This is a genomic window from Streptomyces sp. NPDC088124, assembly GCF_040685895.1.
GTDB lineage: Bacteria > Actinomycetota > Actinomycetes > Streptomycetales > Streptomycetaceae > Streptomyces.
Genome location: NZ_JBFBJB010000003.1, coordinates 1 through 24,959, shown reverse-complemented (window position 1 = coordinate 24,959; position 24,959 = coordinate 1). Strand labels below are relative to the sequence as shown.

Below are 24,959 nucleotides of genomic sequence, written 5' to 3'. Positions count from 1 at the left end.
ACCAGCGACTCGACGGGTCCCCGGCCACCGGCCGGGGACCCGTTCCCGGTTCCGGAGCCGCACTCGGAGCCGCCTTCGGACAAGATCTCGATCGGGGAAAGTGGCCGCCGGTGCCCTTTCCGTGCAGCAGAATCTATGGATGGAGAGCACCACCCCCCGCCCCAGGGACCTCAGCCTGCTGCCCAAGGCTCATCTGCATCTGCACTTCACCGGTTCGATGCGGCCCTCGACGCTGCTGGAGCTCGCCGACAAGTACGGCGTCCATCTCCCCGACGCGCTGACCGGCGGCGAACCCCCGAAACTGCGCGCCACCGACGAACGCGGCTGGTTCCGCTTCCAGCGGCTGTACGACATCGCCCGGTCCTGCCTGCGGGCGCCCGAGGACATCCAGCGGCTGGTGCGCGAGGCCGCCGAGGAGGACGTGCGGGACGGCTCCGGCTGGCTGGAGATCCAGGTCGACCCCACCTCGTACGCCCCGCACCTCGGCGGACTGATCCCGGCGCTGGAGGTCATCCTGGACGCGGTGGACTCCGCGTCGCGGGAGACCGGGCTCGGGATGCGCGTGCTGGTCGCCGCGAACCGGATGAAGCACCCGCTGGAGGCACGGACGCTGGCCCGGCTCGCGGTGCGGTACGCGGACCGGGGCATCGTCGGGTTCGGGCTCTCCAACGACGAGCGGCGCGGCATGGCCAGGGACTTCGACCGGGCGTTCGCGATCGCCAGGGACGGCGGGCTGCTGGCCGCGCCGCACGGCGGCGAGCTGACGGGGCCCTCGTCCGTACGGGACTGCCTGGACGATCTGCGGGCCTCCAGGATCGGGCACGGCGTCCGCGCCGCGGAGGACCCCCGGCTGCTGCGCAAGCTCGCGGAGCGGGGCGTGACCTGCGAGGTCTGTCCCGCTTCGAACGTCGCGCTGGGCGTCTACGAGAAGCCCGAGGACGTCCCCCTGCGGGCGCTCTTCGACGCCGGGGTCCCCATGGCGCTCGGCGCGGACGACCCGCTGCTCTTCGGTTCCCGGCTGGCGGCGCAGTACGAACTGGCGCGGCTGCACCAGAGCTTCACCGACGCGGAGCTGGCCGAGCTGGCCCGCCAGTCGGTACGGGGGTCCGCGGCGCCGCCCGCGGTGCGGGAGAAACTGCTGGCCGGGATCGACGGCTGGCTGGCCGCCTGACCGGTCCGCAGAGGCTTCGCGGTTTCAGGGGCCTCAGAGGCTGACGCCCACCGTCACCGGCTCGTTGACCAGGGTGATCCCGAAGGCGTCATACACCCCCGCGACCACCTCGCGCGCGAGGGCGAGCAGGTCCTCCGTGCGCGCGGCGCCCCGGTTGGTGAGGGCGAGGGTGTGCTTGGTGGAGATACGGGCCGGGCCCGTGCCGTACCCCTTGGTGAAGCCGGCGCGGTCGATCAGCCAGGCCGCCGAGGTCTTCGTGCGCCCCTCCCCCTCCGGGAAGCCGGGGGGTGTCACGTCGTCGCCGAGCCGGGCCCGGACGCGTGCCACGAACTCCGCGTACTGCGCGTCGGTGAGGATCGGGTTGGTGAAGAAGGACCCCGCGGACCAGGTGTCGTGATCCTCCGGGTCGAGCACCATGCCCTTTCCGGCCCGCAGCTTGAGGACGGTGTCCCGGGCGGTGGTGGCGGGGACCCGGTCGCCGGGTTCGACGCCGAGGACACGGGCCGTCTCGGCGTACTTGAGGGGGGCGGAGAGCCCGCCCGCGTCCTCCAGGCCGAAACGGACCCGCAGCACGACCCAGCGCCCGGGGTGCTGCTTGAAGCGGCTGTGGCGGTACGAGAAGCCGCACTCGGCGCCGGTGAGTGTCACGGTCTTGCGGGCGGCGCGGTCGTACGCGACGACCTCCGTGATGGTCGTGGAGACCTCCTGGCCGTACGCGCCGACGTTCTGGATCGGGGTGGCGCCGGCCGAACCCGGAATGCCGGCGAGGCACTCGACGCCCGCGAGGCCCGCCTCGACGGTCCGGGCGACGGCGTCGGTCCACACCTCACCGGCGGCCAGCTCCAGCGCCGTACCGTCGCGCGTGAAGCCCTTGGTCGCGATGCGCAGGGCGGTGCCTTCGAAGCCCCGGTCGCCGATGACCAGATTGCTGCCGCCGCCGATGATGAGGAGCGGGGTGCCCGCATCGTCCGCCTCCCGCACGGCGGCGATCACCTCGTCGTCGGTGACCGCCGTGACGAGGCGGGTGGCGGGGCCGCCGAGGCGGAAGGTGGTCAGGGGGGCGAGGGGGGCATCGTGGAGTTCGTGCACGGGGACAAGAGTACGGCCGTGGCCCGCACCGGGCCGTCGCCCGGGGCGGGCCGTGAACGGGCACGAGCGGGGGGGGCGTGAACCGGCACGAGCGGGCGCGAGCCGAGGCCCGGGGCGGGCATGCGTAAGGGGCACCCGCCAATTGCGGGCGCCCCTTACCGGCGGGGCCGGAGGGCCCGGTGGTGCGTCAGGCGAGGCGGACGACGGCGCGGGCCATGCCCAGCACCTTCTGCCCCGCGCTCGTCGCCGTCAGATCCACCCGGACCCGGCCGTCCTCCAGCTTCGCGGCGACCTTCGCGCTGACCTCGACCAGCGCGCCCGTGTCGTCGTTGGGGACGACGACGGGCCGGGTGAAGCGGACCCCGTACTCGACGACGGCTCCCGGGTCGCCCGTCCAGTCGGTCACCACGCGGATCGCCTCGGCCATGGTGAACATGCCGTGGGCGATGACGTCGGGGAGTCCGACCTCCTTCGCGAACTTCTCGTTCCAGTGGATCGGGTTGAAGTCCCCGGAGGCGCCCGCGTACCGCACCAGCGTCGCGCGGGTGACGGGCACGCTCAGCGGCGGCAGCTCCGTACCGACCTCGACGTCGTCGTAACCGATCTTCGCGGTCATCGGTCTCACGCCCCCTCGGCGGCGCGTGCCACCAGCTTGGTCCAGGCGGTCACGACATGCTCGCCGGCCTCGTCGTGCACGTCGCCGCGCACGTCGATGATGTCGTTCCCGGCGAGCGACTTGATCGCCTCGATGGTGGAGGTGACCGCCAGCCGGTCCCCCGCGCGCACGGGGCGGGAGTACGTGAACTTCTGGTCGCCGTGGACCACCCGGCTGTAGTCGAGACCGAGCTGCGGATCGGCGATGACCTCGCCCGCGGCCTTGAAGGTGATCGCGAACACGAAGGTCGGCGGCGCGATCAGATCGGTGTGTCCCAGCGCCTTGGCGGCCTCCGGGTCGGTGTACGCCGGGTTGGTGTCGCCCACCGCCTCGGCGAACTCACGGATCTTCTCCCGGCCGACCTCGTACGGCGCGGTGGGCGGATAGCTCCGCCCCACGAAGGACTGATCGAGCGCCACTGACTCGCTCCCTCCCTGATGTAAGTGACCACAACAAACGACGCGAGGCCGTCCCCAACCGGGGACGGCCTCGCATGCGAGCCTGATTCAGCGCGTTTCGCGGTGCGCGGTGTGCGAGTTGCAGCGCGGGCAGTGCTTCTTCATCTCAAGACGGTCCGGGTTGTTACGCCGGTTCTTCTTGGTGATGTAGTTCCGCTCCTTGCACTCCACGCAGGCCAGCGTGATCTTCGGGCGGACGTCGGTGGCAGCCACGTGAGTGCTCCTTGGACGGACAACGGATGAAAGGATGAACGCATAAAAGAGTAGCCGATCGAAGGACCGACCCCACAATCGGCTACTTTTGTGTAGCGGTGACCGGACTTGAACCGGTGACACAGCGATTATGAGCCGCTTGCTCTACCGACTGAGCTACACCGCTTCGATGCTGGATCTCCTCGCCCGGAGGCGAGGATCACCGAACATCTGAGCCCCAATACGGAATCGAACCGTAGACCTTCTCCTTACCATGGAGACGCTCTACCGACTGAGCTATTGGGGCGAGCGATGAAGACATTACACGGTCGCCCGCCGATCGCCCAAATCCGTTTCGTGGCCCGTCGCCCCAGCTGTCACGCCCTGTGTCACAGGCCACTTCCGGACCCGCTCCGGCACGGTTCCTGCGCGGGTCCGGCGTCCTGCCACGGGCTCGCCGGTACGACTATTCCGCTCCTCCGTGAAGCCCGGCCCGGGCGCCCCTAGGCTCGGCACACGCTCCGTGACCTTGCACACCGCGCGGAACACCTCCCCCCAGGAGCCCGATGTCCGACAGCCCGCCGCAGCCGCCCGACGGGGCCACGGCCGACACCAGCGCGCTCGTGCTCTGCGGCGCCCGGCTCGCCGACGGCCGGACCGTCGACGTACGGATCGGCGCGGGCCGGATCGAGGCCGTGGGCACCGCGGGCAGCCTCCCGCCGGGCACCGGCGCCGCGCGCCTGGACCTCGGCGGCTATCTGCTGCTCCCCGCCCCGGCCGAGCCGCACGCCCACAGCGACACCGCGCTGAGCGCCGACCTCGCCGCCTCGGGGCCCGTCCCGTACACCTCCGAAGACGTGCAGCGCCGGGCCACCGAGGCCACGCTCCTCCAGCTCGGGCACGGGGCGACCGCGCTGCGTTCCCACGTACGGATCGGGGACGCGCAGGAGCTGGGCCGGCTCGCCGCGGTGCTCCAGGCGCGCCGCTCGCTGCGCGGGCTCGCCGATCTGACCGCCGTCGCGGTGCCCCGGCTGCTGACCGGGCTCGCGGGTGCCGACGGGCTCGCCATGCTGCGCGACGCGGTGAAGATGGGCGCGGGGGTGGTGGGCGGCTGCCCGGACCTCGACCCCGATCCGGCCGGGTACGTGGAGGCGGTGCTGGAGATCGCGGCGGAGCACGGCTGCCCCGTCGATCTGCACACGCAGGGCACGGAGCCGGCCAGGATCGCGCGGCTCGCGGCACTGGCGGGTGGGGTGCAGGCCGGGGTGACGCTCGGGCCGTGCGCGGGGCTGGCCGCGCTGCCCGCCGAGGTGGCGGCGCGGGCGGCGGACCAGCTGGCGGCGGCCGGGGTGACCGTGGTCTGCCTGCCGCAGGGCGGCTGCGGGGGCGTGGAGCGGCCCGGTAGGGAGCCCGCGGGCGGGGCGCGCGGGGTGGGCGGGGTGGCTGCCGTACAGCTGCTGCGGGCGGCGGGCGTGCGGCTGGCGGCGGGCGGCGGGGCGCTGCGGGACGTGTCGAACCCGGTGGGGCGCGGCGATCCGCTGGAGGCCGCGTATCTGCTGGCCTCGCAGGGCGGGGTACGGGCGGCGGACGCGTACGGCGCGGTGAGCCGGGTGGCGCGGGCCGCGATGGGGCTGCCGGAGGTGCGGGTGGAGGCGGGCTTCCCGGCGGAGCTGCTGGCGGTGCGCGGGGAGCGGATCGAGGGGGCGCTGTCGCTCGCGTACAGCAGGATCGTGATCCACCGGGGGCGGGTGGTGGCGCGGACCAGTGCGGTACGGGAGTACTGCGACTCGGCCGCGGCGGCCCTGCCCGAGCTGCCGGAGCTGCCGCGCCAGGGACGGTCGGGCGCGGGCCCGTGAGGCACGGCGGCCGGCCGTCGGCCGCACCCCTGCGCGGGACGCGGCGTCCCGGCGTACGGTCGTGACCATGCGAATCGTGATTGCCGGAGGACATGGCCAGATCGCGCTGCGGCTGGAGCGTCTGCTCGCCGCGCGCGGACACGGGGTGGCGGGCATCATCCGCGACCCGGCTCAGGCGGCGGAGCTGCGGGACGCGGGCGCCGAACCGGTCGTACTGGACCTGGAGTCGGCCTCGGTCGAGGCGGTGGCGGCGGTGCTGGCCGGCGCGGACGCGGCGGTGTTCGCGGCGGGCGCGGGCGGCGGCAGCGGCGCGGCCCGCAAGAAGACGGTGGACCTCGGCGCGGCGGTGCTCTTCGCGGACGCGGCGGAGCGCGCGGGCGTCCGCCGCCACCTGGTCGTCTCGTCGATGGGCGCGGACCCCGACCACGCGGGCGACGAGGTCTTCGACGCGTACCAGCGCGCCAAGGGCGCGGCGGACGTCTCCGTACGGTCGAGGCCGGGTCTTGACTGGACGATCCTGCGGCCGGGCGCGCTGACGAACGACGCGGGTACGGGGCTGGTCGCGCTGGCGGAGTCGACGGGGCGGGGCGCGGTGCCGCGCGACGACGTGGCGGCGGTGCTGGCGGCGCTGCTGGAGACGCCGGGCACGGCGGGCCTGACCCTGGAGCTGATCGGCGGGACGGTCCCGGTGGCGGACGCGGTGAACGCGGCGGCGAACGGCGGCTGACCACGGGCGGGGCGGCGGCGAACGGGCGGCCGCCCCGTCCGTTCGGGGTGGCCGCCCTCATGCGAATGGCCCCTTCCGCACGTCTCCGTGCGGAAGGGGCCATCTCGATCGCGTGGCGGCGCCAGGATTCGAACCTGGGAAGGCTAAGCCGGCGGATTTACAGTCCGCTCCCATTGGCCACTCGGGCACACCGCCATGGGATGTCATTGCCGTCCGAGCCGGCCTTTTCGGGCCGGTGCTCCTTGGCAACGACGTAAACGATACCCGATGCCAGGGGGTGCTCCGCCACCGGATTGTTCCGCGCTCGGAGCGGTCCCGGGTGACTAGGCTTTACGGCGAACGGCCGTCGGCGTCCGGGGCGTCCGGCACGGCCCAAGCATCCATACAGGCAGACCGATACAAGGAGCCACAGGACATGGCCGACTCCAGTTTCGACATCGTCTCGAAGGTCGAGCGGCAGGAGATCGACAACGCCCTCAACCAGGCCGCGAAGGAGATCTCCCAGCGCTACGACTTCAAGAACGTGGGGGCCTCGATCGGCTGGTCCGGCGAGAAGATCCTGATGCAGGCCAACTCGGAGGAGCGGGTCAGCGCGATCCTCGACGTCTTCCAGTCCAAGCTGATCAAGCGTGGCATCTCGCTGAAGGCGCTGGACGCGGGCGAGCCGCAGCTGTCCGGCAAGGAGTACAAGATCTTCGCGTCGATCGAGGAGGGCATCTCCCAGGACAACGCCAAGAAGGTCGCGAAGATCATCCGTGACGAGGGCCCCAAGGGCATCAAGGCACAGGTGCAGGGCGACGAGCTGCGGGTCAGCTCGAAGAGCCGGGACGACCTCCAGACCGTGATCGCGCTGCTGAAGGGGCAGGACTTCGACTTCGCCCTCCAGTTCGTCAACTACCGCTGAGGAAGGCGGTTCGGGGACCGCGCCCGGGCGGTGGGTGCGGTGTCCGAATTCCGCCAGCTTCGTGGTTCCGGAGGACGCAGACTCGTCACTGAGCGCGGGCGGGCGGGTGTGGAACGCACCGCTCGGAGAGGAGCGAGTGATGACAGTCACCTTGAGGACCACCTTGTACGCCACTGTGGACAGCCCGCTGGGTGAAGTCCTCCTGGCCGGCGCGGAGTCCGCCACGGCGCGGGGCGGTGTGGCGCTCGCCTCGCTCTCCCTGCCGGGCCAGAAGGGCGCGGCGGTCGTCCGGGACGGCTGGGTCCGGGCGCCGGGGGCGTTCGCCGCGATCGCGGAGCGGCTCGGGGCGTATTTCGAGGGCGCGCTGACGGAGTTCGGCATCGAGTACGCGGCCGGGGGCACGGAGTTCCAGCGCCGGGTCTGGGCGGCGGTGGACGCCGTCCCGTACGGCGTGACGGTGACGTACGGGCAGATCGCGGCGCGGGTCGGCGCGTCCGGCGCGGGGGTGCGGGCCGTGGGGACGGCGATCGGGCGCAACCCGCTGCTCGTCGTACGGCCGTGTCACCGCGTGATCGGCGCGGACGGGGCGCTGCGGGGGTACGCGGCCGGACTGGAGCGCAAGGAGCGGCTCCTCCGGCTGGAGGGCGCGCTGACGTCATGAGCGCCGGCCCGGCGGGAGAACGCGGCGCGGCGGGAGGCCCCGACGCGTTGTTCCCGGAGCCGGTCGCGGCGGGACGGGGGCGCACCGTGGTGGCGCCCGGGGCCGTGCATGTGCCGGGGTGGTTGCCGGCCGGGCGTCAGCGGGAGCTGGTGGAGGTCTGCCGGGGCTGGGCGCGGGGGCCGGTGCCGATCCGGCACACGGTGCTGCCGAACGGCGGGGTGATGTCCGTACAGACGGTGTGTGTGGGCTGGCACTGGCAGCCGTACCGCTACACGCGGAACGCGGGCGATGTGAACGGCGCCCGCGTCGCGGAGTTCCCCGGGTGGCTGGCGGAGTTGGGGCGCGCGGCGCTCGTGGCGGCGGGCGCCGATCGGGCGACCGCCGCGGCGTACGCCCCGGACACGGCGCTGATCAACTTCTACGACGGCGACGCGCGGATGGGAATGCACCAGGACAAGGACGAGAGGTCCGCCGCGCCGGTGGTCTCCCTGAGCATCGGGGACAGCTGCGTCTTCCGCTTCGGCCATCCGGAGGGGCGGGGCCGCCCGTACACGGATGTGCGGCTCTCCTCCGGTGACCTCTTCGTCTTCGGAGGAGAGTCCCGCTTCGCGTACCACGGCGTGCCCAAGGTGTATCCGGGGACGGCCGGTCCCGGGACGGGGATGCGCGGCGGCCGGCTCAACATCACCCTGCGCGAGACGGGCCTGACGGCGCCGGCGGGGTCAGCGGGAGCGTGAGTGGCCGAAGAGGATCCGGTACACGATCAGCAGGACGAGCGCGCCGCCTATGGCGGCGATCCAGGTGGCTCCGTCGTAGAAGTCGTTGCTGATCGGCCGGTCGAGCCAGGTCGTCGAGATCCAGCCGCCGATGAAGGCCCCCGCGATCCCGATGAGGGTCGTGCCGATCAGTCCGCCGGGGTCGCGTCCGGGGAGCAGAATCTTGGCGGCGGCGCCGGCCAGTAGCCCGAGAATGATCCAGCTGATGACACCCATGCCCTGAACCTGCCTTTCTTGCGGTATCGCCCTCAATGACGCCGCTGGGGCGGGGCGTGGTTGCGGTGATCAGGGGCCTGCGGCAGACGACACGGCCGGCCGGGCCCCTGATGCTGAATGATCAACTACCCCGCGTTCACCAGGGCATACGTCCGCGTTCGGTAACAGCGCCGGGGTTGTGCCCGGCGCGCACGCGTATCCCGGGAGCCCCGAAGGCTCCCGGGATCGCGGCTGTGGTGGCTGTCCCGTCCGTGGTGGCCGTGACGGCCGTGGTGGCTGTCATGGCCTTCGTGGCCGTGGTGGCCGTGGTGGCTCCGTCAGCGGGAGACGAAGGGCTGGTCCGTCGAGACGATCTCCTTGCCGAGCGGCATCAGGGAGAGCGGGATCAGCTTGAAGTTGGCCAGGCCCAGGGGGATGCCGATGATCGTGACGCACTGCGCGATGCCGGTGACGATGTGGCCGAGGGCGAGCCACCACCCCGCGAGGACCAGCCACAGGACGTTGCCCACGCACGAGGGCGCGCCCGCGTCGTGGCGGTCGACCGCGGTGTAGCCGAAGGGCCACAGGGCGTAGACGCCGATACGGAAGGCTGCTACTCCGAAGGGGATGCCGATGATCGTGATGCACAGCAGGACGCCGGCCAGCATGTACCCGAGGAAGAGCCAGAATCCGCTCAGTACGAGCCAGATAATGTTCAGGATTGTCTTCATGCTCGAGGACCTGCCATCTGTTCTAGTCGGGCGATGCGTTCCGCCATCGGCGGGTGCGTGGAGAACAGTTTCGAGAATCCCTGGCCAGGGCGGAAGGGGTTCGCGATCATCATGTGGCTGGCTGTCTCGATGCGCGGCTCGGCCGGCAGCGGTAGCTGTTTCGTTCCGCTTTCCAGCTTACGCAGCGCGCTTGCCAGAGCGAGCGGATCGCCGGTGAGCTGGGCGCCGGACGCGTCGGCCTCGTACTCCCGTGAACGGCTCACCGCGAGCTGGATGACCGAGGCCGCGAGCGGCCCCAGGATCATGATCAGGAGCATGCCGAAGATGCCCGGACCGTCGTCGTCGTCCGAGCGGCCCACGGGGATGAGCCAGGCGAAGTTCACCAGGAACATCACGACGGACGCGAGTGCTCCGGCGACCGACGAGATCAGGATGTCGCGGTTGTAGACATGGCTCAGCTCGTGGCCGAGGACACCGCGCAGCTCCCGCTCGTCCAGGATCTGCAGGATCCCGTCGGTGCAGCAGACCGCGGCGTTGCGCGGGTTGCGGCCGGTGGCGAACGCGTTGGGCGCCTGGGTGGGCGAGATGTACAGGCGCGGCATGGGCTGGCGTGCGGCCGTCGACAGCTCGCGGACGATGCGGTAGAGCTGCGGCGCCTCGAATTCACTGACGGGGCGGGCCCGCATCGCGCGTAGAGCCAGCTTGTCGCTGTTCCAGTACGCGTACGCGTTGGTGCCGACCGCCACGACAAGCGCGACGATCAGACCCGTACTGCCGAAGAAACTGCCGATCGCGATGATGAGTGCGGACAGTCCCCCGAGGAGTACGGCGGTCCTGAGCCCGTTGTGCCGGCGGTGCACGGTACGCCCTCCAAGTCATGTGGCAGGGGAACCCTTTTGCCTGGTGCTGCCCACCTCTCCAGTGGACCCTTCCGTTCTGGTCAACGCCAGGCGGGCGGTCGGGGTTCCCTGACGCGCCCGGACGGGGGCGTACGCCGTCCGGGTGGTCGTGGCACGCGCACCGGCCCGGGCCTCGGGGCCGGTGCGGTCGTGGCCTCGGGCCGGTGCGGTCGTGGCCTCGGGCCGGTGCGGTCGTGGCCTCGGGCCGGTGTGGCCGCGTGGCGGCGCCGCCCTCAGAAGAGGCTGACTCCGGCGAAACGCAGCACCAGTTGCGGTGCGCCCGAAAGGGCGATGCCGGCGACGGCCGTCAGGGCGATGGCCACCGTGAGGGCGGGCGCCGGGGTCAGGGCCGCCGACTCACCGTCGGCGGTCACCGCTCCGTGGGTGTCGGCGCTTTCCGCCCGCCCCTCCGGGGAGCGGAAGAGAACGGCGGTCCACTGAAGGTAGTAGTAGAGCGCCACGACCACGTTGAGGGCCATGACGACCGCAAGCCAGCCGAGTCCGGCGTCGACCGCCGTGGAGAAGACGGTGACCTTGGCGAAGAGGCCGATGATGCCCGGCGGCAGCCCGGCCAGACAGAGCAGGAAGAAGCCCATCGCGAGCGCGGCGAGCGGCCGGTGGGCGTAGAGACCCTGGTAGTCGGAGAGACGGTTCAGCGGCTTCGTACGGGCGACGAGGGCGGCGACGGCGAACGCGCCGAGGTTGACGACCGCGTACATCAGGGCGTACGCGACGGTGGACCCGATCCGGTCCGCGCCGCCGTCCGTGCCGCTTCCGCCGTCCCCGCCGTACGCGGCGGCGGCGATCGGCACCAGGAGGTAGCCCGCCTGGGCCACGGACGACCAGGCCAGCAGCCGTACGGCGCTCCACGCGCGCGTGGCGGACTGCCGGAGCGCGGCCACATTGCCGACCGTCATCGTCAACGCGGCGAGGACGGCGAGGGCCGGCCCCCAGACGGCGTGGTACGAGGGGAACGCGACGACCGTCACCAGGATGAGGCCGGAGAACCCGACGGCCTTGCCGACGACGGACAGATAGGCGGCGATGGGCAGCGGCGCGCCCACGTACGTGTCGGGCACCCAGAAGTGGAAAGGCGCCGCTGCCGTCTTGAAGGCGAAGCCGACGAGGGTGAGGGCGACGCCCGCCTCGGCGAGGGTGCCGAGTTGTCCCGGGACGTCGTCCAGCCTTGTGGCGATCTCGGTGAGGTGCAGGGTGCCGGTGGCCGCGTACACGAAGCTGACGCCGAGCAGCATCACGGCGGTCGCGGTGACCGAGGAGAGGAAGAACTTCAGCGCGGCCTCGGAGGAGAGCCGGTCGCCGCGGCGGAGCCCGACCAGCGCGAAGGCCGGCAGGGAGGCCACTTCGAGCGCGACGACGAGGGTGGCCAGGTCGCGGGCGGCGGGCAGCAGGGCCGCACCGGCCGCCGAGGCGAGCAGCAGGAACCAGAACTCGCCCGCGGGCAGCCGGCGTGTGTCGTGGTACGAGAGCAGCGCGGTGAGCAGCGCCCCGCCGAGCACCAGGAGCTGGATGACGAGCGCGAAGTGGTCCGCGGTGTAGCTGCACACGTCCGGGGCGGTGGTGAGGCAGAACGTGGCGCGGTCACCGGAGCGCAGCGGCAGGAGGGTGCCGAGCGCGGCGGCGAGACCGGCGATCGCGAGGCCGCCGAGGAGCGGCTTGCGGTGCTCCGGTACGAAGAGGTCGGCGACCAGGATGATCAGGGCGACCACCGCCGCGAGGGTGGGCGGCGCGATCGCGAGCCAGTCGACGGACTGGACGAGGCCGGTGGCCCCGGCACTCTCGGCGGCCACGGTCACGACTTGCCTCCTGCGAGGAGCTGCTGCACGGCGGGGTCGGTGAGGCCGAGGAGGACCGCGGGCCAGAGACCGGCGAGCACGGTCAGCGCGACGAGCGGGGTCCAGGCGGCGATCTCGTAGGTCTGTACGTCGGCGAAGCCCGGCGCGCCCGGTCCGCCCGGCGCGCCCCGTCCGCCCGGCGCGCCCCGTCCGCCCGGTCCGCCCGGTCCGTCCGCGGTGCCCAGGGCTCCGTGCGTGCCCGGACCGTGGCCATGGTCGCCGGAGGGCACACCCATGCAGACGCGGCGTACGACGATCAGCAGGTACGCGGCGGTCAGCAGAGTGCCGAACCCGGCGACGGCCATGAAGGTGAGGAAGGCGGGGCGGCTCAGCCCCTCCGCCGGGTCGAACGCGCCGAACAGGGCGAGCATCTCGCCCCAGAACCCGGCGAGGCCCGGCAGCCCGAGGGAGGCGACCGCGGCGAAGGCGAACAGTCCGCCGAGGCGGGGGGCGCGGCCGTACAGCGCGGCGCCGGTCGCCCCGGCGAGGGTGTCGAGGTCGGCGGTGCCGTACCGGTCCTTGAGTGCGCCGACCAGGAAGAAGAGCAGGCCGGTGACGAGGCCGTGGGCGATGTTGGCGAAGAGCGCGCCGTTCACGCCGGTCGGCGTCATCGTGGCGATGCCGAGCAGGACGAAGCCCATGTGGCCGACGGAGGAGTAGGCGATCAGGCGTTTGAGGTCGCCGCCCGCGCCTTCCTTGGCCAGGGCGAGGCAGGCGAGGGAGCCGTAGATGATGCCGACGACGGCGAGGGCGGCGAGGTAGGGGGCGAAGACCCGCATGCCCTCGGGGGCGACCGGCAGGACGATCCGGACGAATCCGTACGTACCCATCTTGAGCAGTACGCCGGCGAGGAGTACGGAGCCGACGGTCGGCGCGGCGGTGTGGGCGTCCGGGAGCCAGCTGTGCAGGGGCCACATCGGCGTCTTCACGGCGAGCCCGAGACCGATCGCCAGAACGGCCGTGACCTGCACGGATGTGCTGAGTTCTGACCCGTTGTCAGTGGCGAGTGCCATCATGTCGAATGTGCCCGCGCTGAGCCCGATCAGGAGCAGCCCGAGCAGCATGACGACGGATCCGAGCAGTGTGTAGAGGATGAACTTCCAGGCGGCGGCCTGCCGGCCGCCGGTGACGCCTTCCGAGCCGCCCCAGCGGGCGATGAGGAAGTACATCGGGATGAGCACCATCTCGAAGGCCAGGAAGAACAGGATCAGATCCAGGACGGCGAAGGTCGCCAGCGTGCCGGATTCGAGCACGAGCAGCAGGGCGACGAATGCCTTGGGCGAGGGGCCCTGAGGCATCTTGAAGTAGCTGTAGAGCGCGCAGAGGAAGGTCAGCAGCGCGGTCAGGACCAGAAGGGGGAGTGAGATGCCGTCGACGCCGAGGTGGATGCGCACGTCCAGTGCCGCGATCCAGCTGATGTCCGTGGTGGCCTGCATCTTCGACGGCTGGTCGTGGTCGAAGCCGAGCGCGAGGACGATCGCGGCGATGAGGACCGCGCCGGTGACGGTCACGCCGTGGCGCAGGACGGCCTGGTCGGGGCTGGTGCCCCGCAGCCCGGGCGGCGCCGGGAGCAGGGCCGCGACGGCGCCGACGAGCGGTCCGACGATGATCAACGCGAGAAGGAACTGCATCACGGACTCACTGATATCGATCACGGCTCACGCTCCGGCGGCGACGAGTACGGCGGCGATCGCCAGGACGACGGACCCGGCCAGCAGGGCGCCGAGGTAGGTCTGCACATTGCCGGTCTGCGCGCGGCGCACGGCGGCGCCCAGCCACCGCGTGCCCGTGCCCGCACCGCGTACGTAGGTGTCGACGACCTCGCGGTCGAGGAAGCGGACCAGCTCGGCGGCGGCGAGGACGGGTCGTACGAACAGGTGGTGGTAGACGGCGTCGAGGTGGAAGCCGGAGGCGGCGTGGCGGTGGAGCGGGCCCAGCAGCAGCCGTCCGGGGTCGGCCGGGTCGTCGGCCGCCGAGATCGAGCCGTAGGTGGCGGTGTGGGTCTCGATGGCTTCCGCCTCGGTGAGCGCGGGCTCGGTGTGGGGGTGCGCGGTGACGGCGCCCATTGGTGTACGGGCGGCGAGCGCTGTGGTGTGGCGCCAGCAGCCGTAGGTGATCAGTCCGCCGACGAGCCCGGCGCCGGTGCCCAGGACGGAGGTGGTGAGGTTCGGGGCGAGGCTGTGGCCGTCGAACCACTCGGCGAGATAACCGACGGTCAGACCGAACCCGAGGGAGGGCAGGGCCAGCACCCACAGGACCGCGCTCATGGACACAGGCTGCCTGCCGTGGTCGGGAGCCTCGGCACCATGGCCGCGGAAGGCGAGCAGCCAGAGGCGGGTGGCGTACGCGGCGGTGAGGAGGGCGGTGAGGAGTCCGGCGGCCAGCACCGTCCAGCCCGCGGCGCCGGGGGCGGCGGACTCGTCGAGGGCGGCGTGCTCGGCGGCGACCAGGACGGATTCCTTGGAGAAGAAACCGGCGAAGGGAGGGATCGCGGCGAGCGCGAGCAGGGCGACGGTCATCGTCCAGTACGCGTCGGGGATGCGCCGGGGCAGGCCGCGCATCCGGGACATGGTGGCCAGCGAGTTGGTGCCGGCGGCGTGGATGACGACACCGGCGCCGAGGAAGAGGAGGGCCTTGAAGGCGCCGTGCGAGACGAGGTGGAAGACGGCCGCGCTCCGGTCGCCCACGGCCAGGGCGCCCGACATGTAGCCGAGCTGACCGATGGTCGAGTAGGCGAGGACCCGCTTGATGTCGTCCTGGGCGAGGGCGGCGAGCGCCGAGCCGACCATGGTGACCGCGGCCATCACGGCCAGGACGACCAGCGCCGCCTCCGAGGCGGCGAAGACCGGGAGGAGCCGGGCGATGAAGTAGATGCCGGCCGCGACCATGGTGGCGGCGTGGATCAGCGCGGAGACCGGCGTGGGGCCCGCCATCGCGTCGGGCAGCCAGGTGTGCAGGGGGAACTGCGCGGACTTGCCCGCCACCCCGGCGAGCAGGAGCAGCGCGACGAGGGTGGGGTGGTCGAGACCGCCCTCGGCGACGGTCCGCAGGATGCCGGTGATGCGGAACGTGCCTGCGTCGGTGGCGAGCGCGAACAGACCGATCAGGAAGGGGACGTCGCCGAGCTTGGTGACCAGGAACGCCTTGAGGGAGGCGGCGCGCGCCTCGGGCGTCTCCCAGTAGTGGCCGACGAGGAAGTACGAGCAGATGCCCATGATCTCCCAGCCGACCAGCAGCACCATCAGGTCGCCCGAGTAGACGACGAGCAGCATCGCGGAGGTGAAGAGCGAGACCAGAGCGGCGTACGAGGGGTAGCGCGCGTCACCGCGCAGATAGCCCGTCGAGTAGATCTGCACGCACGACGCGACGACGCCGACGAGGACGGCGACCAGGGCCGCGAAGCCGTCGATGTACAGGGCGAGGTCGATGGGGACCGAGCCGGTGGGGGTGAGCTGGGTCGCGGCCTCCAGGGGCGCCTTGCCGCTGCCCGCGCCACCACCCTGATGTACGGCCACGACCACCGCGAGCGCGGCGGCGGCCAGGGTCGGCAGGACGGCCAGGGGGCGGACGAACCCGGGGGCGGTACGGCCGAGCAGCAGCCCGGCGACGGCGCCCAGGAACGGCAGGACGGGGACGAGGACGGCGAGGGTCGTGGTGGTCACGCGGTGGCCTCAGTCTTCTGCGTCGGAGCCTGCTGGGCCGGGGTGGTCCCGTCGGGGCCCTCGGCGGTGTCGCGGAGCCGGTCGATGTCCGAAGTGCCCCGGTTGCGGTACACCATCAGTACGATGGCCAGGCCGATGCCGATCTCCGCGGCGGCGATGGCGATGACGAAGAGGGTGAGCGCCTGGCCGGAGTGCAGGGCGTCGCGGAGCCAGACGTCGAAGGCGACGAGGTTGAGGTTGACGGCGTTGAGCATCAGCTCGACGGACATCAGGACGAGGATCGCGTTACGGCGCGCGAGCACCCCGTACAGGCCGACACAGAAGAGGAGGACCGCGAGCACGGCGGGATAGGCGAGATGCATCAGCGCCGCTCCTTGCGGGACAGGACGATCGCACCGACGAGGGCGGCCAGCAGGAGCACGGAGAGCGCCTCGAAGGGCAGCACCCAGTTCCGGAACAGGAACGCTCCCGTGACCTCGGTGGAGCCCTGGGCGGGGCCCCGCAGGTCGATCCAGGTCGTACGGAACGCGTCGACGACGACCCACACCAGACAGACGGCGGCGACGGTGGCCACCGCGAGCGCGAGCGGGCGGTTGCCCGAGTCGGCGTCCGGGGAGCGGCCGATGGGCGCCTTGGTGAGCATCAGCCCGAAGAGAAGGAGGACCACCACGGAACCGAGATAGATCAGGACCTGCACCCAGGCGATGAACTCCGCCGTCAGCAGGAGGTACTCGACGGCCAGGCCGCCGAGCGCGACGACCAGCCAGAGGGCCGCGTGCACCAGCTGCCGGGTGGTGACGGTGATCAGGGCCGCGCCGAGGGTGACCAGGCCGACGAGGACGAAGGCGATCTCGACGCCGGACGGTGACAGGAACGCGTGGCCGCCGGCCGCGGCGGTCAGTGCGGGGCTCACTCCCCTGCCTCCCGCTCCTGCTGGGCCGTGGCGGCGAGCTTCTCCGCGGTCTTGCGGGCGGCGCCGAGTTCCTTGGGCTCCTCGGCGGCGGGGTCGAGCGCGGGGGGCGCCGGCACCGTCCACATCCACTCGCGGAGCTTGTCCCGCTCGTGGGTGAGTTCGCGGATGTCGGTCTCCGCGTACTCGAACTCCGGTGACCAGAACAGCGCGTCGAAAGGACAGACCTCGATACAGATTCCGCAGTACATGCAGAGCGCGAAGTCGATGGCGAAGCGGTCGAGGACGTTACGGCTGCGCTCGCGGCCCCCGGGGGCGGCGGCCGGGACCGTCTCCTTGTGGGAGTCGATGTAGATGCACCAGTCGGGGCACTCACGGGCGCAGAGCATGCAGACCGTGCAGTTCTCCTCGAACAGGCCGATCACGCCCCGGGTGCGGGGCGGGAGTTCGGGCTGTGACTCGGGGTACTGCGCGGTGACGGTCTTCTTCGTCATCGTCCGCAGGGTGACTGCGAGGCCCTTGGCCAGGCCGGATCCGGGGATCGGGGACATGGTTAGCTGATCGCCACCTTCACGATGCCGGTGAGCGCGATCTGCGCGAGAGCGAGGGGGATGAGGACGGTCCAGGCGAGTTTCTGGAGCTGGTCCTCGCGCAGCCGCGGGTAGCTGACCCGCAGCCAGATCACGACGAAGGCGAGGACGGCGGTCTTGAGGAGGGTCCAGACCCAGCCGAGTCCGTCGGCGCCGAGCGGACCGTGCCAGCCGCCGAGGAAGAGGACGGTGGTCAGCCCGCACAGGACGACGATGCCCGCGTACTCGGCGAGCAGGAAGAGGGCGAAGCGCAGCCCGGTGTACTCGGTGTAGGCGCCGAAGATGATCTCGGAGTCGGCGACCGGCATGTCGAAGGGCGGCCGCTGGAGTTCCGCGAGGCCCGCGGTGAAGAAGACCAGCGCGCCGACGATCTGCCAGGGCAGCCACCACCACTCGAAGGCGTCGAGGATGCCCGGCAGGGAGACGGTGCCGGCGGCCATCGCGACGGACGCGGCGGCGAGCAGCATCGGCAGTTCGTACGCGAGGAGCTGGGCGGCGGTGCGCAGCCCCCCGAGGAGGGAGAACTTGTTGGCCGAGGCCCAGCCCGCCATGAGCGAGCCGAGCACGCCGATGCCCATCACGGCGAGCACGAAGAAGATGCCCGCGTCGACGACCTGGCCGACCGCGCCCTCACCGGGACCGACCGGGATCACGAGGACGACGAGGAGGTACGGGAGGAGCGCGACGGCCGGGGCGAGCTGGAAGACCCGGCGGTCGGCGTCGGCCGGGACGACGTCCTCCTTCTGCGCGAACTTCACCCCGTCCGCGACGAGCTGGGCCCAGCCGTGGAAGCCACCCGCGTGCATGGGGCCGAGGCGGCCCTGCATATGGGCCATCACCTTGTGTTCGGTCTGGCCGACCACGAGGGGGACGACCATGAACACGGCGAAGACGACGAGCAGTCGGAGGGCGACGTCGAGTACGTCGTTCACGCGTCTCCTTCCGGTTCCTGTTCCTGACCCTCGGGCTTGGGGGCGGGCTCGGCCTGCGGTTCGGGCTTGGGCTGTGGTTCGGGTTTTGTCTCGTCCGTGGCCGGGGCCGGACGGCGCCAGGGCGCGTCCGGCGCGGTCGGTTCGGGGCGCTGGGAGGTGGAGCCCTCGGAGACGCTCCGCGCCCGGCGGGCCGGGCGGTCACCGGCGGCGGCCCCGGCTCCGGCGCGAGCCCCGGGCCCGCCTCCGGCACGGGCGCCGCGCGCGGGGCGGGCCGGGGCCGGCGGGAGCTGGCCCTTCAGGGGGCCCCATTCGTTCGGGTCGGGAACGCCCGGCGGGAGCATCTGGCGGCGCTTGGGGCCGCCGTGCTCGGACTCGCCCGGTTCCTTGGCCCCCGGCCACGCCTTCGCGACGCGGGCCGCGAGGACGAAGTCCTTGCGCAGCGGGTGCCCCTCGAACTCCTCGGGGAGCAGGAGCGGCACGAGGTTCGGATGGCCGGTGAAGGTGACGCCGAACATCTCGTGCGTCTCCCGCTCGTGCCAGCCCGCGCCCGCGTAGACCTCGACGGCGGTGGGCAGGACGGCCGCCTCGTGCGGGACGGTCGTACGGACGAGCAGGCGGCGGACCGTGCCGGGGCCGACGGCGGCGACGTGCGCGCAGACCCGGAAGCCGGTGCCCGGTTCGTCGACGGCGCTCAGCCAGTCGAAGTAGCCGCACCCGAGGGTGGACCGGGCGGTTTCGAGGGCGTCGAGCCAGGACGCGGCGGGCACGTCGACCGTGAGCAGGTCGTACGCCAGCTCGGCCGTGGCCCCCTCGCCGAAGATCTCGGCGGCGGCGTCGGGCAGCCGGTCGTACGCGGCGGCGGCGGACGTCCGGTCGGAGGCGGTCACGACGCGGACTCCCCCGCCGTACCTGTATCCGGCCCTGTATCCGGCCCTGCATCCGTGCCCGTACTCGGGTTCCCGCCCGTACTCGTATCCGTGCCGGGGAGTGGCGGGGGCGGCACCAGGCCGCTGCGCAGTGCGGCGGTGGAGGGGCCGCCGCCGGTCGCGTACCGCTCCTGGAGCGATTCGCGGGCGATCTTCTCCTGGAGCTTCAGGATGCCCTGGAGCAGCGCCTCCGGGCGCGGCGGGCAGCCCGGTACGTAGACGTCGACCGGGATGATCTGATCGACGCCCTTCGTCACGGAGTAGGAGTCCCAGTAGGGGCCGCCGCAGTTGGAGCAGGCGCCGAAGGAGATCACGTACTTGGGCTCGGGCATCTGCTCGTACAGCCGCTTGACGGCGGGGGCCATCTTGTCCGTGACCGTGCCGGAGACCACCATCAGATCCGCCTGGCGCGGCCCCGGCGCGAAGGGGATCACACCGAGCCGGATGAAGTCGTGCCGGGCCATGGAAGCGGCGATGAACTCGATCGCGCAGCAGGCGAGCCCGAAGTTGAAGACCCAGAGGCTGTAGCGGCGTCCCCAGTTGAGGACGACCTTCATCGGCTCGGGCGCCAGCCGGGAGAGCACCCCGAGGCGCTTCGGCTCCGGCAGCGGTACGGGCGCGGAGACCGCGGCGGCACCGGAGGCCGGAGCGGCACCAGAGGCCGAGACGGCACTGGGGCCGGCAGCCGAGCCGGGGGCCGGGGCGGCGGGGGTCACGTCCATTCCAGGACGCCCTTCTTCCATGCGTAGAGCAGTCCCACGGCCAGGAAGCCGAGGAAGATGAACATCTCGACCAGCGTCGTGGCGCCGTACCCGGGCGCGGCGAACACCGTCGCCCACGGGAACAGGAAGATCGAGTCGACCGCGAAGATCACGTAGAGGAACGCGTAGACGTAGTAGCGGACCTGCGTGTGGGCCCAGCCCTCGCCCACCGGGTCCACTCCGCATTCGTACGTGAGCAGCTTCTCCGGCGTCGGCACCACCGGCCGCAGCAGCCGGCCCGCCGCGAAGGCGACGGCGACGAACACCACACCGACGACCGCGAGCAGCCCGACGACCGAATAGCTCTGGAAGTAGTCCGACGCGAGAACGGTCGGTTGCGACACGTCCGCCCCTTCTCCCCGGCCTCGTATCCCTGGCCTCGTAACGACTCATCGACTCGACCGTCGATGTCTTCGACGATCCGTGATCTGTACGCACGGGAGTCTAGGCCCTGTTAAAGAAGTGGTAAGCAGCCGCGTCTCACCTAGTGGGGTTATCCCTACCCGGAGCCCACCCAGCCACCCCATGGCGCCCCGCCTCCGCCCCGGGCACGCTTGGTGCTCATGACCGCGAGCCCGACCGCCCACGGCGGCCTCCCCGACGACGACCGGCCACCACCGGTCCGCTTCGCGTACGACCGGCACACCTGGAAGGAGATCGCTCATCTCCTGAGCAATCTGCCGCTGGCCCTCGCCGGATTTCTCTACGCCGTGTTCACCATGGCCACCGGCGTGGGCCTCTCGGTGACCGTCATCGGGCTGCCGTGGCTGGTCACCGGGCTGACGGGGGCGCGGCTGCTCGGCCGGGCGGAGCGGGCGCGGGCGCGCGCGCTGCTGGGCGTGCGGATCGACGAGCCGAGCCCCTTGCACGGTTCCCGGGCCCGCAGGCGCCGCCGGAAGGGACAGGGGCGGGGCGCTCCCGATTCCTGGTTCGGGTGGGTGTGGGACCGACTGAAGGACCCGGTGGCCTGGCGGACGCTGCTGTACGGGTTCATCCGGCTGCCGTGGGGGGTGCTGACGTTCGGCGTCACGTTGGTGGGCCTCCTCGTGCTCTGGCCGGTCCTGCCCTTCGTCGTGCGCGGGCTCGCCAACGCCGACCGGGCCATGGTGCGGGGGCTGCTCTCGCCCTCCGACGAACTGGAGCGGCGGATCGCGGAGCTGGAGTCGGACCGCGGGGTGGTCGTGGACACCGCCGCCGCCGACCTGCGCCGTATCGAACGCGACCTGCACGACGGCGCACAGGCCCGCCTCGTCGCCCTCGCGATGGGGCTCGGCCTCGCCAAGGAGAAGCTGCTGGAGGACCCGGAGGCGGCGGCCGGCATGGTGGACGAGGCGCACGGCGAGGTGAAGCTCGCCCTCCAGGAGCTACGGGACCTGGCGCGCGGCATCCACCCCGCCGTGCTCACCGACCGAGGGCTCGACGCGGCGCTGTCGTCCGTCGCGTCGCGCTGCACGGTCCCGGTGAAGGTCACCGTCGATCTGCGCGAGCGGCCCGCCGAGGCGATCGAGGGCATCGCGTACTTCACCGTCTCCGAGCTGCTCCAGAACATCAGCAAGCACAGCGGGGCGCACTCGGCCTCGGTCGACGTGTGGCGCACGGACGAGTGGCTGCTGCTCCAGGTACGGGACGACGGACGCGGCGGCGCCCGGCTGGACGGCGGTACGGGGATGTCCGGGCTGGCCGAACGGCTCGGCGCGGTCGACGGGGTCTTCGTACTCGACTCCCCGGTGGGCGGCCCCACGGTCGTCACCGCCGAACTGCCCTGGCGGGCACGGGAGCGGGGGTAGGACCCGCCGCCCGATACGCCCGGACTCCGATGCGCGGGCTCCGATACGCCCGGACTCTCCGCCCTGCCCTTTGCCCTGACTCCCACCCGGCCCATCCCCGGACTCCCGCCGGGGATGCAGGGGTCACCGCCGGGGTGGGGAAAACCCCAGGGCGAAGAGGGATACCGGCCTCATGGTGGGGCGGCCGGAGCGCCGGGAGCATGGAGTACCTGCCCAGCCCGACTCGGGGCCCCACCGCCCCGCGGGCACACCGCCTCACAGGCCCACAGGCCCACAGCTTCACCGCTCATCAGCTCACCGGCTCATCGACCCACCGGCCCACCGACTCGCAGAACGGACACCTCAGATGGCCATCGACTACGGATCGCGGTCACGCTCCCACGTTCTCCCACAGGCTCTGCGTGCCCCCGTCGAGGGCCGCATGTGGCGCGAGTTCGGTTATCTGCTGCTGAGCCTGCCGATCAGCCTGGCGCTCTTCTGCTACGCGGTGACCATGACCGCCGCCGGTGCCGGGCTGCTCGTCACCTTCCTCGGCATCCCCGTGCTGGCCGCCTCGCTGGCCGGCTGCCGCGCCTTCGGCATGCTGGAGCGGGCCCGCGCGCGGGCGCTGCTGGGCCTCGACGTGGCGGAGCCCGCGCCGGCCAGGGGCCGCAAGGGCGGGCTGCTGTCCTGGGTCGGCGCGGTCCTGAAGAGCGGGGTGTCCTGGCGCCATCTGCTCTACGCGCTGCTGCACATGCCGTGGGCGCTGTTCGCGTTCATCGTCTCCGTGACGTTCTGGTGTGTGAGCTGGGCGCTCTTCCTCTATCCGCTGTGGCAGTGGACGCTCGCCGACAACACGGACCAGCCGGGCATCGCCCTCTACATGGACGGCGAAGGCAACGGTTTCTACCTCGACACCCCCTTCGAAATAGCCGTCACCAGCGTGCTCGGATTCCTGCTGGTGCTGATCTCCCCCTGGCTGATCCGCGGGCTGACCTTCATGGACCGGGTGCTGGTCATCGGTCTGCTCGGCCCGTCGCTGCTGGCCAACCGGGTCTCCGAGCTGGAGTCGGACCGCGGGGTGGTCGTGGACACCGCCGCCGCCGACCTGCGCCGTATCGAACGCGACCTGCACGATGGCGCACAGGCCCGCCTCGTCGCCCTCGCGATGGATCTGGGGCTGGCGAAGGAGAAGCTGGCGGAGGACCCGGAGGCCGCGGCCGGCATGGTGGACGAGGCGCACGGCGAGGTGAAGCTCGCCCTCCAGGAGCTACGGGACCTGGCGCGCGGCATCCACCCCGCCGTGCTCACCGACCGGGGGCTCGACGCGGCGCTCTCCGCCGTCGCGTCCCGCTGCACGGTCCCGGTGACGGTGGAGGTCGACCTGTCGGCCAGGCCCGCGCCGGCGATCGAGGGCATCGCGTACTTCACCGTCTCCGAACTGCTCCAGAACATCAGCAAGCACTCCCGGGCCCGGCGGGCCGCCGTGGACGTCTGGCAGACGGAGGACCGGCTGATGCTCCAGGTACGGGACGACGGCGTGGGCGGGGCGGGCGCGACGTCGGGCAGCGGGCTCGCCGGGCTGACGGAGCGGCTGGACGCGGTCGACGGCGTCCTGGTCATCGACTCCCCGGCCGGCGGGCCGACCACGATCACGGCGGAACTGCCCTGGCGCGGCTGACTCGGCCCGCCCCGCTCGTTCCCGTACCCCCACCCGTATCCGTACCCGTACCCCCACCCGTACCCGTCACGGCACGGCACGGCACGGCACGGGCGCGTACCCCCCCGGAGGCTCCGGCTCCCGGGGGCATGCGCGCGCCGTGCCCCGGCCGGGCGGAATTCGGGGCAGGTGGGGGCGGCGCCATCCGAATACTGGGATGCTGGAGGGCACAGGGGCGGACACACTTCGACATGGGGGCTGAAGGTCGTGGAGGACAGGGTGCGGGTGGTCATCGCCGAGGACTCGGTGCTGCTCCGGGAGGGGCTGACCCGGCTGCTGACCGACCGCGGGCACGACGTGGTCGCGGGCGTCGGGGACGCGGAAGCGCTGCTCAAGACCATCCGCGAGCTGGCGGACGGGGACGAGCTGCCGGACGTGGTGGTGGCGGACGTACGGATGCCGCCGACCCACACCGACGAGGGGGTACGGGCGGCCGTGCGGCTGCGCCGGGACCATCCGGGAGTAGGCGTGCTGGTGCTGTCGCAGTACGTCGAGGAGCAGTACGCCACCGAGCTGCTGGCCGGCAGCAGCTCGGGCGTCGGCTATCTGCTCAAGGACCGGGTGGCCGAGGTCCGGGAGTTCGTGGACGCCGTGGTGCGGGTCGCCAGGGGCGGCACCGCCCTCGACCCCGAGGTGGTGGCACAGCTGCTGGGCCGGAGCCGGAAGCAGGACGTGCTGGCCGGGCTGACCCCGCGCGAGCGCGAGGTGCTCGGGCTGATGGCCGAGGGACGTACGAACTCGGCGGTCGCCAAGCAGCTCGTCGTGAGCGACGGGGCGGTCGAGAAGCACGTGAGCAACATCTTCCTGAAGCTGGGGCTCTCCCCGAGTGACGGGGATCACCGCCGGGTTCTGGCCGTGCTGACGTATCTGCGCAACTGACGGAGCCGGCGGAACCAACGGAACCGCACGAGTACGGAGCTGGGCCGAGCCGACCGTGGCCTGAATCCGGCGTTTGGGAACGCGCCGTAGGTCGGAAGCCCTACACCCAAAGAATGAGAGCGGAACGGCTCCCTCCGAAGGATTCCGGAGCCGTAGAACTACAACAAAAGCGACAAATTGGTATGCCGTGACGTCTCAAAAGAGCGTCCACCATATGGCCGGTCCAAGGAAGGCGACCCTTACCGACGTAGGGTGGTCATCCGGGACTGCCGGGCGGCCGGTCAGTCCCGAGCCGCCGCCTCGAGGGAGGTCCAGTTCAGTGACCAGCCAGGTCAGTAGCCCAGCCGAGCAGGCCGATGAGGCCAACGACGCGAGCGATCCGAGCGATTCAGCCTCTTCGGGCCCTTCGGGCACTCCGGGACGGCCGGGCAACAGCCCGGCCGTCCCGGATGCCGGCTCCCAGGCCGAAGAGCGCACCGGCGGGAACGCCGGGGAGAACGCCGACGAAGGCGCCGCGGAGAGCACGGGAGAGAGCACCGGCGACAAGGAAGTCCGTCGTCTGGAGCGGGTGATCATTCGTTTCGCGGGTGACTCCGGTGACGGGATGCAGCTCACGGGTGACCGGTTCACCTCGGAGACCGCGTCC

At 71.9% G+C, this 24,959-nt stretch carries 25 protein-coding genes, 3 tRNA genes and 2 pseudogenes; 10 read left to right on the top strand and 20 right to left on the bottom strand.

Annotated features, from left to right (window positions below):
- Positions 1 to 139 precede the first annotated feature (139 nt).
- Positions 140 to 1,171, top strand: a complete 1,032-nt coding sequence (locus tag AB0P17_RS02790; RefSeq protein ID WP_365806978.1) for an adenosine deaminase — start codon at positions 140 to 142, stop codon at positions 1,169 to 1,171.
- Between the two features lie 33 nt (positions 1,172 to 1,204).
- Here AB0P17_RS02790 and AB0P17_RS02785 read toward each other — a convergent pair whose 3' ends face one another.
- From AB0P17_RS02785 to AB0P17_RS02760, 6 genes are all read right to left on the bottom strand, one after another.
- Positions 1,205 to 2,260: a UDP-N-acetylmuramate dehydrogenase gene (locus tag AB0P17_RS02785; RefSeq protein ID WP_365806977.1), complete on the bottom strand. Its 1,056-nt coding sequence runs from the start codon at positions 2,258 to 2,260 to the stop codon at positions 1,205 to 1,207.
- A gap of 187 nt (positions 2,261 to 2,447) precedes the next feature.
- On the bottom strand, positions 2,448 to 2,876 hold the full coding sequence (locus AB0P17_RS02780; protein WP_365806975.1) for a MaoC family dehydratase: 429 nt from the start codon (positions 2,874 to 2,876) through the stop codon (positions 2,448 to 2,450).
- 5 nt (positions 2,877 to 2,881) lie between these two features.
- Complete coding sequence (locus AB0P17_RS02775; protein ID WP_365806973.1) at positions 2,882 to 3,334, bottom strand: MaoC family dehydratase N-terminal domain-containing protein; 453 nt, start codon at positions 3,332 to 3,334, stop codon at positions 2,882 to 2,884.
- 87 nt (positions 3,335 to 3,421) lie between these two features.
- Positions 3,422 to 3,586 (bottom strand): 50S ribosomal protein L33, encoded by a 165-nt coding sequence (rpmG, locus tag AB0P17_RS02770; RefSeq protein ID WP_003956487.1) that lies wholly within the window; start codon positions 3,584 to 3,586, stop codon positions 3,422 to 3,424.
- A gap of 93 nt (positions 3,587 to 3,679) precedes the next feature.
- Positions 3,680 to 3,752, bottom strand: a tRNA-Met gene (locus AB0P17_RS02765).
- 47 nt (positions 3,753 to 3,799) lie between these two features.
- Positions 3,800 to 3,872: transfer RNA gene (locus AB0P17_RS02760), tRNA-Thr, on the bottom strand.
- Positions 3,873 to 4,131: 259 nt separating this feature from the next.
- Between AB0P17_RS02760 and AB0P17_RS02755 the strand changes: the two genes are divergently transcribed.
- The gene (locus tag AB0P17_RS02755; protein WP_365806971.1) at positions 4,132 to 5,421 is read left to right on the top strand and encodes a hydrolase; all 1,290 of its coding nucleotides are present in this window, start codon (positions 4,132 to 4,134) and stop codon (positions 5,419 to 5,421) included.
- 67 nt (positions 5,422 to 5,488) lie between these two features.
- Positions 5,489 to 6,148, top strand: a complete 660-nt coding sequence (locus AB0P17_RS02750) for an NAD(P)H-binding protein (RefSeq protein ID WP_365806970.1) — start codon at positions 5,489 to 5,491, stop codon at positions 6,146 to 6,148.
- A 113-nt stretch (positions 6,149 to 6,261) separates the two neighbouring features.
- Here the strand turns inward: AB0P17_RS02750 and AB0P17_RS02745 are convergent.
- A tRNA-Tyr gene (locus AB0P17_RS02745) sits at positions 6,262 to 6,343 on the bottom strand.
- Positions 6,344 to 6,563: 220 nt separating this feature from the next.
- Here AB0P17_RS02745 and AB0P17_RS02740 point away from each other — a divergent pair.
- From AB0P17_RS02740 to AB0P17_RS02730, 3 genes are all read left to right on the top strand, one after another.
- Positions 6,564 to 7,052 (top strand): YajQ family cyclic di-GMP-binding protein, encoded by a 489-nt coding sequence (locus tag AB0P17_RS02740; protein ID WP_365806968.1) that lies wholly within the window; start codon positions 6,564 to 6,566, stop codon positions 7,050 to 7,052.
- A gap of 139 nt (positions 7,053 to 7,191) precedes the next feature.
- Positions 7,192 to 7,713, top strand: a complete 522-nt coding sequence (locus tag AB0P17_RS02735) for a methylated-DNA--[protein]-cysteine S-methyltransferase (protein WP_365806967.1) — start codon at positions 7,192 to 7,194, stop codon at positions 7,711 to 7,713.
- Positions 7,710 to 8,450 carry an alpha-ketoglutarate-dependent dioxygenase AlkB gene (locus AB0P17_RS02730; protein ID WP_365806965.1) on the top strand — a complete coding sequence of 247 codons (741 nt, stop codon included), beginning with the start codon at positions 7,710 to 7,712 and terminating at the stop codon, positions 8,448 to 8,450. The genes AB0P17_RS02735 and AB0P17_RS02730 overlap by 4 nt, the downstream gene beginning before the upstream one ends.
- Here AB0P17_RS02730 and AB0P17_RS02725 read toward each other — a convergent pair.
- The 13 genes and pseudogenes from AB0P17_RS02725 to AB0P17_RS02665 form a co-directional block, all read right to left on the bottom strand.
- Positions 8,436 to 8,705, bottom strand: a complete 270-nt coding sequence (locus tag AB0P17_RS02725; RefSeq protein ID WP_365806964.1) for a GlsB/YeaQ/YmgE family stress response membrane protein — start codon at positions 8,703 to 8,705, stop codon at positions 8,436 to 8,438. The two genes, AB0P17_RS02730 and AB0P17_RS02725, sit on opposite strands and share 15 nt — an antisense overlap.
- A gap of 317 nt (positions 8,706 to 9,022) precedes the next feature.
- Positions 9,023 to 9,415: a YccF domain-containing protein gene (locus tag AB0P17_RS02720; protein ID WP_365806962.1), complete on the bottom strand. Its 393-nt coding sequence runs from the start codon at positions 9,413 to 9,415 to the stop codon at positions 9,023 to 9,025.
- Positions 9,412 to 10,275, bottom strand: coding sequence for a zinc metalloprotease HtpX (htpX, locus tag AB0P17_RS02715; protein WP_365806960.1), 864 nt, complete (start codon positions 10,273 to 10,275; stop codon positions 9,412 to 9,414). The genes AB0P17_RS02720 and htpX overlap by 4 nt, the downstream gene beginning before the upstream one ends.
- A 272-nt stretch (positions 10,276 to 10,547) precedes the next feature.
- Positions 10,548 to 12,128, bottom strand: a complete 1,581-nt coding sequence (locus AB0P17_RS02710) for an NADH-quinone oxidoreductase subunit N (protein ID WP_365806958.1) — start codon at positions 12,126 to 12,128, stop codon at positions 10,548 to 10,550.
- Positions 12,125 to 13,798, bottom strand: a complete 1,674-nt coding sequence (locus AB0P17_RS02705; protein ID WP_365807316.1) for an NADH-quinone oxidoreductase subunit M — start codon at positions 13,796 to 13,798, stop codon at positions 12,125 to 12,127. Before AB0P17_RS02705 ends, AB0P17_RS02710 begins: the two co-directional genes overlap by 4 nt.
- Before the next feature lie 27 nt (positions 13,799 to 13,825).
- Positions 13,826 to 15,829 carry an NADH-quinone oxidoreductase subunit L gene (locus AB0P17_RS02700; protein WP_365806955.1) on the bottom strand — a complete coding sequence of 668 codons (2,004 nt, stop codon included), beginning with the start codon at positions 15,827 to 15,829 and terminating at the stop codon, positions 13,826 to 13,828.
- Complete coding sequence (gene nuoK / locus AB0P17_RS02695) at positions 15,826 to 16,191, bottom strand: NADH-quinone oxidoreductase subunit NuoK (RefSeq protein WP_365806953.1); 366 nt, start codon at positions 16,189 to 16,191, stop codon at positions 15,826 to 15,828. The genes AB0P17_RS02700 and nuoK overlap by 4 nt, the downstream gene beginning before the upstream one ends.
- Positions 16,191 to 16,742, bottom strand: a complete 552-nt coding sequence (locus tag AB0P17_RS02690) for an NADH-quinone oxidoreductase subunit J (protein WP_365806951.1) — start codon at positions 16,740 to 16,742, stop codon at positions 16,191 to 16,193. Before AB0P17_RS02690 ends, nuoK begins: the two co-directional genes overlap by 1 nt.
- On the bottom strand, positions 16,739 to 17,290 hold the full coding sequence (locus AB0P17_RS02685; protein WP_365806949.1) for an NADH-quinone oxidoreductase subunit I: 552 nt from the start codon (positions 17,288 to 17,290) through the stop codon (positions 16,739 to 16,741). Before AB0P17_RS02685 ends, AB0P17_RS02690 begins: the two co-directional genes overlap by 4 nt.
- Positions 17,291 to 17,292: 2 nt before the next feature.
- Positions 17,293 to 18,261, bottom strand: coding sequence for a complex I subunit 1 family protein (locus tag AB0P17_RS02680; protein WP_365806947.1), 969 nt, complete (start codon positions 18,259 to 18,261; stop codon positions 17,293 to 17,295).
- Between the two features lie 119 nt (positions 18,262 to 18,380).
- A pseudogene (locus AB0P17_RS02675) lies at positions 18,381 to 19,148 on the bottom strand (NADH-quinone oxidoreductase subunit C); the annotation flags it as partial.
- Complete coding sequence (locus tag AB0P17_RS02670; protein ID WP_365806946.1) at positions 19,145 to 19,909, bottom strand: NADH-quinone oxidoreductase subunit B family protein; 765 nt, start codon at positions 19,907 to 19,909, stop codon at positions 19,145 to 19,147. The pseudogene AB0P17_RS02675 and the gene AB0P17_RS02670, both read right to left, overlap by 4 nt.
- Positions 19,900 to 20,319, bottom strand: coding sequence for an NADH-quinone oxidoreductase subunit A (locus AB0P17_RS02665; RefSeq protein WP_365807315.1), 420 nt, complete (start codon positions 20,317 to 20,319; stop codon positions 19,900 to 19,902). The genes AB0P17_RS02670 and AB0P17_RS02665 overlap by 10 nt, the downstream gene beginning before the upstream one ends.
- Positions 20,320 to 20,511: 192 nt before the next feature.
- On the opposite strand from AB0P17_RS02665, the gene AB0P17_RS02660 reads away from it, so the two are divergent.
- The 4 genes and pseudogenes from AB0P17_RS02660 to AB0P17_RS02645 form a co-directional block, all read left to right on the top strand.
- A complete protein-coding gene (locus AB0P17_RS02660; RefSeq protein WP_365806944.1) occupies positions 20,512 to 21,735 on the top strand; it encodes a sensor domain-containing protein in 1,224 nt (407 codons plus the stop codon).
- Between the two features lie 346 nt (positions 21,736 to 22,081).
- Positions 22,082 to 23,395 carry a sensor domain-containing protein gene (locus tag AB0P17_RS02655; protein ID WP_365806942.1) on the top strand — a complete coding sequence of 438 codons (1,314 nt, stop codon included), beginning with the start codon at positions 22,082 to 22,084 and terminating at the stop codon, positions 23,393 to 23,395.
- Between the two features lie 246 nt (positions 23,396 to 23,641).
- Complete coding sequence (locus AB0P17_RS02650; protein WP_365806941.1) at positions 23,642 to 24,313, top strand: response regulator transcription factor; 672 nt, start codon at positions 23,642 to 23,644, stop codon at positions 24,311 to 24,313.
- A gap of 319 nt (positions 24,314 to 24,632) precedes the next feature.
- Positions 24,633 to 24,959: pseudogene (locus tag AB0P17_RS02645) on the top strand (hypothetical protein); the annotation flags it as partial.